Origin of the sequence: Pseudomonas protegens (assembly GCF_003363755.1) — a bacterium.
GTDB classification, from domain to species: Bacteria; Pseudomonadota; Gammaproteobacteria; order Pseudomonadales; family Pseudomonadaceae; genus Aquipseudomonas; species Aquipseudomonas danubii.
This window is the reverse complement of record NZ_CP031396.1, coordinates 4,492,614-4,508,090: the sequence shown is the minus strand read 5'-3', so window position 1 is coordinate 4,508,090 and position 15,477 is coordinate 4,492,614. Positions and strand designations below refer to the sequence as shown.

At 65.1% G+C, this 15,477-nt stretch carries 10 protein-coding genes; 2 read left to right on the top strand and 8 right to left on the bottom strand.

The window, feature by feature from the left end; genetic code table 11:
- Positions 1-40 precede the first annotated feature (40 nt).
- From DWF74_RS20325 to DWF74_RS20315, 3 genes are read right to left on the bottom strand one after another with little or no spacing between them, the layout of a single operon-like run.
- On the bottom strand, positions 41-229 hold the full coding sequence (locus DWF74_RS20325; RefSeq protein ID WP_102861109.1) for a hypothetical protein: 189 nt from the start codon (positions 227-229) through the stop codon (positions 41-43).
- Positions 230-255: 26 nt separating this feature from the next.
- Positions 256-1,041, bottom strand: coding sequence for a tetratricopeptide repeat protein (locus DWF74_RS20320; protein ID WP_115581597.1), 786 nt, complete (start codon positions 1,039-1,041; stop codon positions 256-258).
- A gap of 3 nt (positions 1,042-1,044) precedes the next feature.
- Positions 1,045-1,725, bottom strand: coding sequence for a Fe2+-dependent dioxygenase (locus DWF74_RS20315; RefSeq protein ID WP_102861107.1), 681 nt, complete (start codon positions 1,723-1,725; stop codon positions 1,045-1,047).
- A gap of 207 nt (positions 1,726-1,932) precedes the next feature.
- On the opposite strand from DWF74_RS20315, the gene DWF74_RS20310 reads away from it, so the two are divergent.
- Together DWF74_RS20310 and DWF74_RS20305 are read left to right on the top strand one after the other, a co-directional pair.
- On the top strand, positions 1,933-4,188 hold the full coding sequence (locus DWF74_RS20310; protein ID WP_115581596.1) for a TonB-dependent receptor: 2,256 nt from the start codon (positions 1,933-1,935) through the stop codon (positions 4,186-4,188).
- A gap of 155 nt (positions 4,189-4,343) precedes the next feature.
- A complete protein-coding gene (locus DWF74_RS20305) occupies positions 4,344-6,875 on the top strand; it encodes a PepSY domain-containing protein (protein WP_115581595.1) in 2,532 nt (843 codons plus the stop codon).
- Positions 6,876-7,037: 162 nt separating this feature from the next.
- Here DWF74_RS20305 and DWF74_RS20300 read toward each other — a convergent pair whose 3' ends face one another.
- The 5 genes from DWF74_RS20300 to ptsP all read right to left on the bottom strand — a co-directional run bounded on the left by DWF74_RS20300 (position 7,038) and on the right by ptsP (position 15,266).
- The gene (locus tag DWF74_RS20300) at positions 7,038-8,579 is read right to left on the bottom strand and encodes an alkaline phosphatase D family protein (protein ID WP_115581594.1); all 1,542 of its coding nucleotides are present in this window, start codon (positions 8,577-8,579) and stop codon (positions 7,038-7,040) included.
- Positions 8,580-8,696: 117 nt separating this feature from the next.
- Entirely contained in the window at positions 8,697-9,077 is a 381-nt protein-coding gene (locus tag DWF74_RS20295; protein WP_115581593.1) for a DUF6124 family protein, read from the bottom strand.
- 629 nt (positions 9,078-9,706) lie between these two features.
- A complete protein-coding gene (locus DWF74_RS20290) occupies positions 9,707-11,452 on the bottom strand; it encodes a PTS fructose-like transporter subunit IIB (protein ID WP_115581592.1) in 1,746 nt (581 codons plus the stop codon).
- A gap of 11 nt (positions 11,453-11,463) precedes the next feature.
- Positions 11,464-12,405 (bottom strand): 1-phosphofructokinase, encoded by a 942-nt coding sequence (pfkB, locus tag DWF74_RS20285; RefSeq protein WP_115581591.1) that lies wholly within the window; start codon positions 12,403-12,405, stop codon positions 11,464-11,466.
- Entirely contained in the window at positions 12,405-15,266 is a 2,862-nt protein-coding gene (gene ptsP / locus DWF74_RS20280; RefSeq protein WP_115581590.1) for a phosphoenolpyruvate--protein phosphotransferase, read from the bottom strand. The genes pfkB and ptsP overlap by 1 nt, the downstream gene beginning before the upstream one ends.
- Between the last annotated feature and the right edge of the window lie 211 nt (positions 15,267-15,477).

Genomic DNA, 15,477 nt, shown 5'->3' with positions numbered 1-15,477 from the left:
AGCTGCTAGCGGCAAGCTGCAAGAAAAAGCCCATGACGTGTCATGGGCTTTTGGCTTTTTGTGGCGGCGGTTTTGGCAAAGGACAAGGCTGACTCAAGCTCGCAGCCCACGCCACGACTTGCTGATGGTCGATCACTCTTGCGCAATCGACATCGGCCATTGCTTCCAGTGTCCTGCGAGTGGCGACATTGAAAGACGGCGGGCCAAAAGAGACCTGGGAATCACTCATGAGACTTTTCCTTGCGTCATCCCCACTCAGGCCAAGTCTGTAAGCTGCTCGCCATCCCGTTCATCCGCCAATTGCGCTGCCCGCCGCTGATAGGCCTGGGCCAGTTCGCGAATCTTTGGATGCGTGGCATTGAGCAACGCAGCGCAAGCCACCCGCAGGAAATTCAGATTGCCGCCAGCTAGCGCCTGCTGCAGCCAATCCACGGCTTCGTCGATACGACCGGCATCCGCCAGCACCGCCGCGTAGCTGAACTGTCCACGGAAATCCCCGCCTTCGGCCGAGCGTCGGTACCAGTCACGGGCCGCCTCGGGGTCAGCCGAGCAGACCAGCCCTTCCTCCAGGTAACGCCCCAGCAGGTTCATCGATTTGGCATGCCCCAGCTCTGCCCCACGGCGATAGCAGGCCAGTGCCAGGGCGTGGTTCTGCGCCACACCACGGCCGGTGGCCAGCAGGTTGGCGTAGTTGTACAGCCCCCAGTCCAGCCCCGCTTCGGCGGCCAATCGATAATGCCCGGCAGCGCGGGCGGCATCCGCCGGGCAACCCCACCCGTGCTCATGGCAGCGGCCGAGCATGTTGCGCGCCATCAGGTGCCCACGTCGCGCGGCGATTTCGAACCAGCGCAAGGCCAGGGGTTGATCCTGCTGGATGCCGTGGCCGTCGAGGAGGATCTGTCCCAGCAGCGCCTGGGCCTCCACCAGACCCTCTCGGGCCGCCACCAATATCGCCTGGGCTGCACGGGCCGGACTCTGTTGGAGCATGGCGCTCAGTTGCGCGCCGTCGAGGACTTCCTCGCGGCGAAGTTGAACAGTCACCGCCTACACCTCGACCCAGCGCCGCAGCAGGTTGTGATAAGTGCCGGTCAGGCGGATCAGCGAAGGATGCTCGGGCACATCCCGGGTCAATTCCTGGATCGCTCCGTCCATCTCGAACAGCAAGGCGCGCTGGCTGTCTTCGCGCACCAGGCTCTGGGTCCAGAAAAAGGAGGCATAGCGAGCGCCGCGGGTCACCGGGTTGACCTTGTGCAGGCTGGTGCCGGGGTACAGCACCATGTCCCCCGCCGGCAGCTTGACCCGCTGCAGGCCGTAGGTGTCCTGGATCTCCAGCTCGCCGCCGTCGTAATCCTCGGGATCACTGAAGAACAGGGTCGACGACAGGTCGGTGCGTACCCGCTCCGGGCTGCCCTTGGGCTGGCGCACGGCGTTGTCGATATGGAAGTCGAAACTGCCGCCGGCGGTGTAGCAGTTGATCAGCGGCGGGAACACCTTGTGCGGCAAGGCGGCGGACATGAACAGCGGGTTCTGCCACAGGCGATCGAGCATCGCCGCGCCGATCTCCTGGGCCAGCGGGTGCCCTTCGGGCAACTGCAGGTTGTGCTTGGCCTTGGCCGACTGGTAACCGGCGGTGATCTTGCCATCCGCCCAGTCCGCCTGCTCCAGGGCTTCGCGGATGCGCCCCACTTCATCACGGGTGAACACGCCGGGGATGTGCAGCAACATGGCCAGGTACCTGAGCAGCGAAAGGTCGTCAATGGTATTGATTCTTATTGACTGTGTAAAACCCGGTGACGAATGAGCGCGCAAAAACCGTAAGGATAAATTGTAAAGATTGTAAATTCAGCGCGAATAGTAACGTTTCGCAATTGATAACGATTGTTTCTTTCCCCTATATTCCGCGACCTCAAATCCTTGGGGAGGGGAACCACCATGTCACGCCAACAACCACCATCCGCTGTCAGTTCACCGCGCCTGCTGGCCTCCGCCATTGGCGTGGCGATTACCGCCGGCTCCGCGGGCCATATGGTCCAGGCCGCGCAAGACACCCAGCAAAAGACGGCGGGCAAGGCCATTGCCCTGGAAGCCACCAGCATTACTGGTGAGGCCCAGGAACAGACGTCTTACAAGGTCGACACCTCCTCCTCGAAAAAATACACAGCACCCTTGCGGGAAACGCCGAAAAGCGTGACGGTCATTCCCCAGCAAGTGATGCGCGACACTGCGGCCACCAGCCTGGTGGATGCCCTGCGCACCACGCCCGGGATTACCTTCGGGGCCGGTGAAGGCGGCAACCCGGCCGGTGACCGCCCGATCATTCGCGGCTTCAACGCCGAAAGCGACGTGTTCATCGACGGCATGCGTGATCCGGCCTCGCAAAGCCGGGAGATCTTCAACGTCGAGTCCATCGAAGTCAGCAAGGGCCCAGGCTCGGCCTTTACCGGCGCCGGCTCCACCGGCGGCAGCCTGAACCTGATCTCCAAGACCGCCAAGCTGGGCAACTCCTACAACGGGGGGTTCACCTGGGGCTCTGACCAGACCAAACGCACCACCCTGGACCTCAACCAGCAGATGACCGACAGTTCGGCCTTCCGCCTGAACCTGATGAAGCACGAGGCCAACGTTGCCGGGCGCGACGCCGTGGAAGTCAGCCGCTGGGGCGTGGCGCCCTCCTTCGCCTTCGGCCTGGGCACCGACACCCGGGTCAACGTGGGTTACTACCACCTCAACACCGACGACATTCCGGACTACGGCATCCCGCTGACCAACAGCGGCACCCGCCGCAGCAAGTACAACGTCGACAAACCTGTCAGCGTCAATCGTGACAACTTCTACGGCCTCACCGGCCGCGACTACCGCAAGACCAGCGAAGACAGCGGCACGATCAAGATCGAACACGACCTGAACGACAACCTGACCCTGTCAAACAGCTTCCGCCTGTCGCGCTCGACCCTGGACTACGTCGTCACCAACCCGGACGACAGCCGTGGCAACGTCGCCAACGGCACCGTCTATCGCAGCCCGAAAAGCCGCAACTCGACCTCCAAGGGCTGGACCAACCAGACCGACCTGAGCGCCAAGTTCGACACCGGTTTCATCGAGCACAGCCTGGTGACCGGCATCGAGTTCTCCTACGTGGACACCCACAACCGGGCCTACGACGTGACCTCGGCGGTCAACGGCAGCACCTGTAACGCGGCCCTGATCGCCAATGGCGACTGCACCAGCCTCAACAACCCGACACCGGGCGCCGGCTGGAACGGCACCATCAAGGACAGCGCGGCCTACACCGATACCGACACCAAGACCGCTGCGGCCTACGTGTTCGACACCCTGAAGTTCAATGAGCAATGGTCGTTGAACCTGGGCCTGCGTTTCGACGATTACCAGACCCGTTCCAGCGGCTACGCCACCCGTGCCCCAGTGGGCGAGTTCGCCCGCGAAAACAACTCGCAGCTGTGGAACTACCAGATCGGCGTGGTCTACAAACCGCTGCCCAACGGCAGCGTCTACGCGGCCTACTCCACCTCCAGCAACCCGGCGGGTGAAACCAGCGGCAACGGTGGCCTGGACCTGGCGGCGAACAACAGCAGCCTGGACCCGGAAAAGAACCGCAACTATGAAGTGGGCACCAAGTGGGACTTCTTCGATGACGATCTGTCGTTGACCGCCGCCCTGTTCCGCACCGAGAAAACCAATGCGCGGATCAACGATCCGGATGGCGGCGCCACCCAGGTGCTGGACGGCGAACAACGGGTCAATGGCCTGGAGCTGACCTATAGCGGCAAGCTGACCCGCAACTGGAAGGTCTACGGCGGCTACACCTACATGGAAAGCGAAGTGGTGAAAACCACCCTGGCGGTGGACGAGGGCAACCACACCCCGAGCACGCCACGGAACAACTTCACCCTGTGGTCGACCTATGACCTGATCCCGGAACGCCTCACCGTCGGTGCCGGCGCCACCTTCGTCGATTCCCAGTTCGGCAACATCGCCAACTCGGTGGAAATACCGTCCTACTGGCGCTACGACGCCATGGCCAGCTACAAGCTGACCAAGAACGTCGACCTGCAGCTCAACGTGCAGAACCTGACCGACAAGCGTTACTTCGACCAGGTGTTCCAGACCCACTACGCCCACGTTGCCGCCGGCCGTACCGCCCTGATGAGCGCCAACTTCCACTTCTGACCCAGCACCCGACCGCCTGTGGCCCCCGCCACAGGCCGCCAAGCCCCACGCATTGCAATGCCTGGGGCTTTTGCGTGTAAAAAAGAATGCTTCTCGACAACCCACGGCATACTGCGCGCCGTGTTTTCTCTCTCTGGACGAACAAGGCGAGTGACGTGTTGAAGAAAACCCTGTTCCAGCTGCACTGGTTCTTCGGCATCAGCGCGGGGCTGATCCTGGCCCTGATGGGCATCACCGGGGCGACGGTGTCGTTCCAGGACGAGATCCTGCGCGCCCTCAACCCATCGGTGCTGCAAGTCGACAAGCTCCCCGCCGGGGTGCTGCCACCCGCCGAACTGGTGGACAAAATCCAGGCCGCCGAAGGCAAGACCGTGTCCATGCTCTGGGTGGAAACCGACAGCGGCAACGCCGCACGGGTGTTCTTCACCCCGCCGCCGGGGGAACGCCGCGGCCAGATGCGCTACTTCGATCCCTACACCGGCGAGTTCCTGGGCGACGCGGTCGGCCAGGACTTCTTCGGCTTGATGCTGCAGCTGCACCGTTTCCTGGCCATCGGCGACACCGGCCGGCAGATCACCGGCGCCTGCACCCTGATCCTGATCTTCTTCTGCCTGTCCGGGCTGTACCTGCGCTGGCCGCGCCAGGTCGGCAACTGGCGCGTATGGCTGACCCTGGACTGGGCCAAGAAAGGCCGCGGCTTCAACTGGGACCTGCACGCGGTGTTCGGCACCTGGTGCCTGCTGTTCTACCTGCTGTTCGCCCTCACCGGCCTGTACTGGTCCTACGACTGGTACCGGGAGGGCCTGACCAAACTGCTCTCTGACGCGCCACACAGTGAACGCCAGCGCGGCGGTCGCGGTGGCCCACCGCCCAAGGGCCCCGCCCCCGTGGCGGACTACAACGCCCTGTGGAGCAGCCTCTACAGCGCTGCCGGCAAGGACCTCAGCGCCTACAACATCCGCATGCCCGCCGTGGCCGGCCAGCCGGCGACAGTGTTCTACCTGCTCAAGGACTCGCCCCACGATCGAGCGCTGAACCAGCTGACCCTGGACCCCACCACCGGGGTCATCAGCCGTCATGAGCGCTACGCCGACAAGAGCCTCAAGGCGCAGTTGCTCACCAGCGTCTACGCCCTGCACGTGGGCAGCTACTTCGGCCTGATCGGACGCATCGTGCTGACCCTGGCCTCATTGAGCATGCCGCTGTTCTTCGTCACCGGCTGGCTGCTGTACCTGGATCGCCGGCGCAAAAAGCGCCAGATCAAGAACGCACGCCAAGGCCTGGAAAGCAGCGCCGACGATGGCTCCGCGTGGCTGATCGGTTTCGCCAGCCAGAGCGGCTTTGCCGAACAATTGGCCTGGCAGACTGCCGGGCAATTGCAAGCCGCCGGGGTCAGCGCCAAAGTCCAGTCGCTGGCCAGCCTCAGCGAACAGGATCTGCGCAGCGCCCAACGCGCGCTGTTCATAGTCAGCACCTTCGGCGACGGCGAAGCCCCAGACAGCGCCCGCGGCTTCGAACGCAAACTGCTGGGCCGCGAGCTACCGCTTGCGGGCTTGCAATACGCCGTGCTCGGCCTCGGCGACCGCCAATATCAGCACTTCTGCGGCTTTGCCCGGCGCCTGCACGACTGGCTGGCGAACCAGGGCGCCAGCACTCTGTTCGCTCCCATCGAAGTGGACAGCGGCGACAGCTACGCCCTGCGCCACTGGCAACAGCAACTGGGCCAACTGACCGGACAGGCTCCCGTGGACCTATGGCAGGCCCCGGCCTTCGACAACTGGACCTTGAACACCCGTACCCTGCTCAACCCTGAAAGCAGCGGTTCCGGGGTCTACCTGCTGCAGTTGCTGGCCCCCAGTACCAGTAGCTGGCTGGCCGGGGATCTGGTGGAAGTCATGCCACGCAACAGCCGCGGCGCGGTGGCGGACTTCCTCGCCGGCCTGGGCCTCTCCGGCAACACCCCGGTGCAACTGGATGGCCTGCAAGAAAGCCTGGAACAGGCCCTGGGCAGCCGCCAGCTACCAGACAACCGCAGCCATCTGGTGGGGCTGCATGCCCAGGCCCTGGTGGACGCACTGGTGCCCCTGAGCATGCGCGAATACTCCATCGCCTCGATTGCCGCCGACGGCTGCCTGGAACTTCTGGTGCGTCAGGAATGCCACCCCGATGGAAGCCTGGGGATTGGTTCCGGCTGGCTCACCGAGCATGCCGCGGTAGGTTCCAGCATCAGCCTGCGGGTGCGCCGCAACAGCGGCTTCCACCTGCCGGCCGAACCTTGCCCGCTGATTCTGCTGGGCAACGGCACCGGGTTGGCGGGCCTGCGCAGCTTGCTCAAGGCACGGATCGCCGAGGGCCAGCAACGCAACTGGCTGATCTTTGGCGAGCGCAACGCCGAACATGATTTCTACTGCAAGGATGAACTGCAGGAATGGCGCACCCGGGGCGACCTGAGCCGCCTGGACCTGGCGTTCTCCCGGGACCAGGCCGAGAAGGTCTACGTCCAGGACCGCCTGCGCCAAGCGGCCGACGAACTGAAAAAATGGCTGGCCGACGGCGCCGCGATCTACATCTGCGGCAGCTTGCAGGGCATGGCTTCAGGGGTGGATCAGGTGCTCAACGAGGTACTGGGCGCAGACCAGGTCGAACGCCTGATCGAACAGGGGCGCTACCGCCGCGACGTCTACTGAGGCGTCAGACACTTCGCCGGCAAGCCGGCTCCTACATCGATCCTGCTGCCCCCTCCGTAGGAGCTGGCTTGCCAGCGAAGGCGCCCGTCAGAACAGCGCAAGGCTTAAGGCCCTCTTCGCCGGCAAGACGGCTCCTAGGGAACAGGGTGCTGGCGAGGAGAGTTACACCGGTTGCAGGTTGTGTTCGTACACCGCCACGCCATCCAGGTCCCGCAGGATCACCTTCAGCTCTGCCGTCTGCCCGTCGATCTGCACTTCGCCAAAGAACTGAAAACCGGCAAAGGGCGAAGTGTTCTGCGCCGGCGGCGCCTTCTGAAACACCACTTCCGGGCCGAAGGTCTTGTCCAGCACATTGGGCCCGAAACTCCCGGCATTCAGCGGGCCGGCGACAAACTCCCAGAAGGGCTCGAAATCCTGGAACGCCGCGCGATCCGGATGGTAATGGTGAGCCGCGCAGTAATGCACGTCCGCCGTCAGCCACACATGGTTGCGAACCTGATGCTTGCGCAGATGCGCCAGCAATTCGGCAATCTCCAACTCCCGGCCCTGGGCCGGTCCCGGGTCGCCGTTGGCAACGGCCTCCCAACGCGCCACCCCGGGGCTGACTTCACCATCCGGTACACCCAGGCCAATGGGCATGTCCGCCGCCACCACTTTCCACTGGGCCGAAGAGTCCTTGAGTTCACGCTTCAACCAATCCAGCTGCTCACGGCCCAGGAAGGGTTTCGCCCCACCGAGGTTGTCATCGTTGGCGCCGCGATAACTGCGCATGTCCAGCACGAACACATCCAGCAGCGGCCCATAGCTGAGCTTGCGGTAAATCCGCCCGCCGCCATCGGCGCTCTGCCGACGCATCGGCGCATATTCCAGCCACGCCTGCCGCGCGCGGCCCACCAGGGTCTGGATGTCCTTGACCGCGTAGCGCTCGTCCAACTGCTTGCCGGGCGACCAATTGTTGACCACCTCGTGGTCGTCCCACTGCCAGATCTGCGGCACCTCGGCGTTGAAGCGACGCAGGTTCTCGTCCATCAGGTTGTAGCGGTAATTGCCCCGGTATTCGTCGAGGGTCTCGGCCACCTTGCTCTTGGCCTCGGTGGTGATATTGCGCCAGATGCGCCCGCCCTCCACGGTCAACTGCGCCGGCACCGGGCCGTCGGCGTAAATGGTGTCGCCGCTGTGGATAAAGAAGTCCGGCAAACGCAGGCGCATGGCTTCATAGATACGCATGCCGCCGATGTCCGGGTTGATGCCGAAACCCTGGCCCACCGTGTCGCCGCTCCAGACAAAACGGATGTCCCGGCGTTGCGTCGGCACACTGCGCAAATGGCCGAACCACGGCTCACTGGCCACACCGGATTGCGCATCCTCGAAGGTCACCCGATAGAAGATCGCCTGATCGGCCGGCAACCCGGTCAACTCCACCCGCGCCGTGAAGTCGGTCCGCGCATCGGCCAGGGGCGAGATGAAACGCCGAGGGTTGCTGAACATGCTTCGCGTGTCCCACTCCACCACCATCCGCGCCGGTCGATCGCTGCGGCTCCAGATCATCGCCTTATCCCCCAGCAGATCCCCGGACTGCACCCCATCGGTGAGCTGCGGCCGATCCTTGACCGACGCAATCACCGCCGGCGCCAGACTCGGCAGCAACAGCCCCGCCCCGGCGATTTGCATGATCCGACGACGGCCGAGGTTGAACTCGCTCATGGTGACTCCCTGACAATGGTCAAAAGGCAACCTTAGTCAGCGGGGATGAAGGGGGTGTGACAGGACGGTGGCGAGGCTGCTTGCTCCCTCGCCACAAAAAAGCGGCTAGCTAAGCGCTCAAGAGGAAGCGTGGCGATTGCCATCAAGCAAGGCATCGACCACGCCACGGGCCATTTCCACCGAATGCACCAGGGACCAGATCAGGCCGCGCTCGATGCCCCTGGCCCGCTCGGTGATCTCGTCGGACACCTCCTCGGCCGCCTTGAGCAACATGGACACGTGAAGCAAGGCTTCCTCGGCGCTGATGCCGGGGCGGACGGTGAAGGGCGAGTCGGTGCCCGCAGGACCCGCGGCGGTGGGGTGCAGAGCCACAATCAACGAGCCGTTTACGCGGGTGTTGGCCAGCGCACGGCGAATGACTTCGTTGGCCAGATCGTGGTCGGGATTACGACGGGAAACAGAATGGGAAACAGGCGGATCGGGGACGATCTTTTTCATGGTGCAGCTCCTTGGGGTGGAGCCACCACCTGACGCTGCTAAACGTAAGTTGGCAGCTGTACGCGGGTTAGCAGACCGGTCCAAGGAATCCGGCGCACCCGAGGGCGCCCCACGCACAGCCGCCATAACAGAACTCGGCAGGCCAAAAGCCAACCGGGACAGGGGCCATACTTGCGTGTCTTGGAATCAGGCTGCTAAACCCGATCACTGAACATTCAGTGACGAACCGAGCCTAGAGAGCCGAGTACCCAGCCGCAAGCGCCAGGGAGTGTCTCGGAAACGCCTTACAAAAGAAAGAGACTTGGCCGACAGCAGCCTATGCCTGTGACTGAGTTTGCTCTCGAAATGGACACAAAATGTCTAGCGTCCTTCAGATCGCCGCATCTCCTGCGACGGGGTGCCGCCCAGAGCGTTCGCAGCCTACGGCAGCGGCTACACGAAGCCGCCTGTAGCCGCTGCTGAGCCTGCGAAGCTGCGAAAAGGACCGCAGGGCCTTGCTTGGCGATGTCCCGACGAACCTCAGGCGTCTTCAAGATCGCCGCGTCTCCTACGGAGCCGTTCGCAGCCTGCGGCAGCGGCTACAGCGGGTGCCGTTGCGGGATTGCGCCGCAACGGAAGTGCCGTGGAGGTCAGGCCGCCTTGGCCGGTTCCAGGGCCAGTTCGACGGTCTCTGGTCGTTTCACTAGGGCATAGACAACCGCCGTCAGCAGACTCCCTGCAACAATCGCCAGCAGGTACAGCAGCGCATGGTTGATTGCATTCGGGATCAACATGACGAACAGGCCGCCATGGGGCGCCATCAGTTTGCAGCCGAAGTACATCGACAAGGCCCCGGTCAGGGCGCCGCCCGCAATGCTCGCCGGGATCACTCGCAGCGGGTCCTTGGCGGCAAACGGGATTGCGCCTTCGGAGATAAAGCACAGGCCCAATACCAGGGCGGCCTTGCCGGCTTCGCGTTCGGTCTGGGCAAATTTGCGTCGGGCAATGAAGGTGGCAATCCCTAAGCCAATCGGCGGCACCATGCCCGCGGCCATGGTCGCGGCCATCGGTGCATAACTCTGGGACGCCAGCAGCCCCACCGAGAACGCGTAGGCCGCCTTGTTGATCGGCCCACCCAGGTCGACGCACATCATCCCGCCCAGCAGTACCCCCAGCAGAATGGCGTTGGTGGTGCCCATGCTGTCGAGGAAGTGGGTCAGCGCCGCGAGCATGCCCGCCACCGGTTTGCCCACCACGTAGATCATCACCAGCCCGGTGAACAGGCTGGCCAGCAGCGGGATGATCAGGATCGGCTTCAACGCCTCCAGGCTTTGCGGCAGTCGCACATATTGGCTGATCGCCTTGGCCGCATAACCGGCCAGGAAGCCGGCGACGATGCCGCCGATGAAACCCGCGCCCAGGGTGCTGGCGAGCAGGCCGCCGATCATTCCCGGCGCCAGACCCGGGCGGTCGGCGATGGAGTAGGCGATGTAACCGGCCAGCAGCGGCACCATCAACTTGAAGGCGGTCTCGCCGCCGATCTGCATCAGGGCCGCGGCCAGGGTGCCCTCTTCTTTGAAGGCGGTAATGCCGAAGACGAAGGACAGGGCAATCATCAGGCCGCCCGCCACCACCATCGGCAGCATGAACGACACGCCGGTCAGCAGGTGTTTGTAGACTCCGGTCTTTTCCTGCTTGGCCTGTGTCGCGGCGCCTGGCGCGGTGGACTCCAGCTGGCCCTCGGCCAGGGCCTTGTTCAGGGTGGCCTCGGACTGTTTGAGGGCCACGCCGGTGCCGCAGCGGTAGATGCGCTTGCCGGCAAAACGCTCGGTGGCCACTTCGATGTCCGCCGCCAGCAGCACCACGTCGGCGGCAGCGATGGCTTCGGCGCTCAGCGGGTTGCGCGCGCCCACCGAGCCCTGGGTTTCCACTTGCAGGTCGTAGCCCAGGCGTTTGGCGGTCTGCTGCAAGGCCTCGGCAGCCATGAAGGTGTGGGCCACGCCGGTCGGGCAGGCGGTGATCGCCACCAGGCGCGGCGCGCGCTGGCCGGCCTCGACCAGCGGCTCGGCACTGGCTTGGCTGGCGACATGGATCTGGGCCTCTTCGGCGCCGCGACGCAGCACCGCATCGACGTCCTGCAGGGCCTGGGACGGGGTGCTGCGGTAGACCCGCTTGCCGACAAAACGCGACAGGTCCACAGGCCCGGTGCTGACCACCAGCACCCACTCGGCAGCCTCAATGGTGGCCGCTGACAGTTGGCGTTCGGGGTGTGCGTCATCGTGCACTTCCACGCTGGTGCTCCAGCCCTGGCGCTGGGCCGCGGCGTCCAGCAGGCGGGCGCAGAGTACGCTGGTGACCATGCCGTTGGGGCAGACGGTAATAATGGCTAACTTCATACGCAACCCTCTTATTGTTCTAGGAGGGGGTGCACGCGCACCCCCTGCTCCAGCCGGGCCAGTTGGGCCCTGTCGCTGATGCCGAAACCGATCTGGGTCACGGCCATGGCGGCAATCGCCGTGGCGGTGCGCAGGGTCTGTTCGAACGGCTGGGCGCCGAGCAGGCCGTGGAGCATGCCCGCCAGCAGCGAGTCGCCGGCGCCCACGGTGCTGACCACGCTGACCTTGGGTGGCAGGGCCTGCAGGGACGGCGCGGCGCTGAACCAGTTGACGCCCTCGGCACCGTGGGAGATCACCACGTGCTCGACGCCTTGGGCCAGCAGAAGGCGCGCCGCCTCGGCCTGCACCGCCACGCCAAGCACCGGGCTGCCGAGGACGTCCGCCAGTTCCTCAGTGTTGGGCTTGATCAGCCAGGGCCCCGCCGCCAGACCGGCGCGCAAGGCGGCGCCGCTGGTGTCGAGGGCGACCTTCAGGCCCAGGCTTTTCAGGCGCAGCAACAGCGCCTGGAACCATTCGGGGCTGATCCCTCGGGGCAGGCTGCCGGCCACCACCACCGCGTCATGCCCGGGGGCGATCTGGTCCAGGCGCTCCAGCAAGGCCTGTTGCGCCGCCTCGCTGACCTCGGGCCCGAGGCCATTGATATCGGTGATGCGCCCGTCGTCTTCGGCCAGCTTGATGTTGCTGCGGGTGTCGCCGGGTACGCGGATAAAGGCATCGACAAAGCCGCGCTGGGTGAACAACGCGTCAAACGCCTGTGGATTGTTTTCCCCGAGAAAGCCGCTGACGGTCAGCTGGTGGCCGAGGTCGGCCAGCACCTGGGCCACGTTCAGGCCCTTGCCTGCCGCGTGGCTGTGCAGGGCGTTGCTGCGGTTGACTTCCCCGACCTCCAGGCGGGCCAGCTGCACCGTCAGGTCCAGCGCCGGGTTGAGGGTCAGGGTGAGAATCTTTGCCATTACATGGCCTCCACTAGGGCACGCACCTCATGGGCGCTGCCGACGGCCAAAGCCTGTTGAGCAAGGGTTTGCGCCTGGGTCAGGCTGAGCTCGCGAATCCGCGCCTTGACCTCGGCGATGCTGCGTCCAGAGACGCTCAGTTCATCCACCCCCAGGCCCACCAGCACCGGCACCGCCAGCGGGTCGGCCGCCAGCTCGCCGCAGACCCCGACCCACTTGCCGTGGGCATGGGCAGCGCGCACGGTGATGTCGATCAGTTGCAGCACCGCCGGGTGCAGGCCGTCGGCCTGGGCGGACAGGCTCGGGTGGCCACGGTCGATGGCCAGGGTGTATTGGGTCAGGTCGTTGGTGCCGACGCTGAAGAAGTCCACTTCCTTGGCCAGCACCGGCGCCAGCAGGGCGGCGGACGGCACTTCGATCATGATCCCCAGTTGCAGGTCGGCCACCGGGATTTCCCGGCGCAGGCGCTCGGTCATGTCCCGGGCCTGGCGCCATTCTTCGACGCTGCCGACCATGGGGAACATGATCCGCAGCGGGCGGTTGTCCGCCGAGCGCAGCAGCGCACGCAATTGCGCTTCCATAATGAGCGGCCGCTGCAGGGTCAGGCGGATGCCGCGCACGCCGAGGAAGGGGTTTTCTTCCTTGGCGATCGGCCAGTAAGGCAGCGGTTTGTCGCCGCCCACGTCCAGGGTGCGCACCACCAGCGGACGCCCGGCGAGGCCATCGAGCACGCGGCGGTATTCGGCTTCCTGGGTGGCTTCGTCCGGGGCCTGGGGATGGGCCATGAAGATCAGTTCGGTGCGCAGCAGGCCAATGCCTTCGGCGCCGTTTTCCACAGCGGCGGCGACACCGGCGCTTTCGCCGATGTTGGCGAACACCTCCACCGCGTGACCATCCGTGGTGCGGGCCTGTTGATGGCGTTGCTCGGCGGCGGCCTTGAGGCGTTGCTCGCGGGTGTCACGTTCCTCGGCGGCCCGCTGCAGGGTGTGGCTGTCGGCGTCGACATGCAGGCGACCGCGCTGGCCGTCCAGCAGCAGGGGCGTGCCGGACTTGATCAGCAACACGCTGGCGCCCGCGCCCACCAGGGCCGGAATGCCCAGGGCCCGGGCGACGATGGCGCTGTGGGCGGTGGCGCCGCCGCGGGCGGTGAGAATGCCGGCGACGCGAGCCGGATCCAGGCGCGCGACATCCGAGGGACCGACTTCGTCCATCACCAGGATGTAGGGCTGGTCCGGCTCGGCCGGGGTTTCGATGCCGCACAGTTGCGCCAACACCCGACGGCCGATGTCCCGCAGGTCGGCGGCGCGTTCGGCGAGCAAGGCATCCTGCAGGGCTTCCTGCTGCTTGGCGGCGGTTTCGATCACGGTCATCCACGCCGCTTCCGCGCTTTCACCCTGCTTGAGGCGGGTGTCCACTTCGTCGGTCAGCTCGGGGTCGTCGAGCATTTCCTGGTGGGTGATGAAGATCTCGCGAATGGCCTTGGACTTGCTGCGCTGGACCAGCCCGTCGATGTCCTGGCGCACGTCGGCCAGGGCCTGCTGCAGGCGCTGGCGCTCGATGGCGGTGGACTCGCCCCGCAGCGGGTAGTCGATGGCTTGCTGGACCTGGATGTGGGCCGGGCCGATGGCGATGCCGGGAGCGGCGGCGATGGCCTGGATCAGGCTGCCGGAAGCCGGGGCGCTGATCGGCACCACGACTTCCTGCGGTTCTTCCCGGGGGGCGCTGGCCGCCGGCAGGGGCTCGACGGCTTCGCCCAGGCCGGCTTCGATGGCCGCCAGCAGGGCCGGCAAGGCATCGGCGGCAATGCTCGGTTCGGCAATCAGCTCCAGCACCTGGCCGCGTCGGGCACCCAGGCTCAGCAGCTTGCTCAGGCTTTTCACCGAAACCGCCGAAGCCGCGCTATCGGCGATACGGATGCGGATCTCACCCTCGAAATTCTTCGCCAACTGCGCCAGCTCCTTGGCCGGGCGCGCATGCAGACCGTGGGCGTTGGCCAGGGCAATGCGGGCGCTGGGCCAGTCTGCGGGCAACTCACCACCGAGCACTTCCAGCACCGCGCGACGGCTGGTGGCGCGGCCCAGTTCCTGGCCCCGGCCTTCGATCAGCAACGCACACAGGCGCTCCAGCAGGGCTTGATGGGCTTCCCCCAGGCTGGCCAGGCAGAACAGACCGCTCAGGGGCTGGCCCAGGTAGCGGATGGGTTTGTCCGGGGTGACGAACGCCAGCCCGGGGCGCAGCACGGTCTGCTCGCTGTGCAGCCACCACAGGCCGTCGCCCAGGGGCAGCGCATCCACCTGTTGCAGCACCGCGGCAAAGCCGTTGCTCACGCACTCGGCCTGGCGTAGCAGGCGGGCGCCGCGCCAGACCAGCTCTTCGAAATCTTCCGCCGCCACCCCGAGGCCGATCATCTGCGCGTCCAGCGCCAGCTCCTGGGGCGCCCCCTGCAACAGCTTGAGCAGGGCCTCCGGGGAACTGGCACGACGCAGGGCCTGGCCTAGGTCGGTTTCTCCCAGGGCCCGGGTCAGCAGTTGCAGCAGGCGCAAATGCTCGTCGGATTTGGCCGCGATGCCGATGGCCAGGTAGACGATCTGCCCGTCGCCCCAGTCCACACCGTCGGGAAACTGCAGCAGGCGCACGCCGGTGGCAAACACCTGATCGCGGGTTTCCGGGGTGCCGTGGGGGATGGCAATGCCTTGGCCGAGAAAGGTCGAGCCCTGGGCTTCGCGGGCCTTGAGGCCGGCCAGATAACCTTCGGCCACCAGGCCGTCAGCCACCAGTTTGTCGGCCAGCAAATGCAGCGCCGCGGACTTATCCACAGCCGTTTGGCCCATGGATATCTGCTCTACAGTGAGCTCGAGCATGGCTTCTCCTATTTAGCGCGGCAGGTGGCGGCGCTAGGTATTGTTTTAAGTAAGCAGCGTAGGCGTGTTTATGGCCACAAACGGGACTTGTTACCGGGCAGAGGTGTTTTTCCGCTTATGATCTAGCCTAGAAAATACGCCTGCTGAAACGTTTAATCTAGCAAGTTTGCTAAGTTACTCGATAATCTCGGCGCCTTGAAGTCCTTCCGCT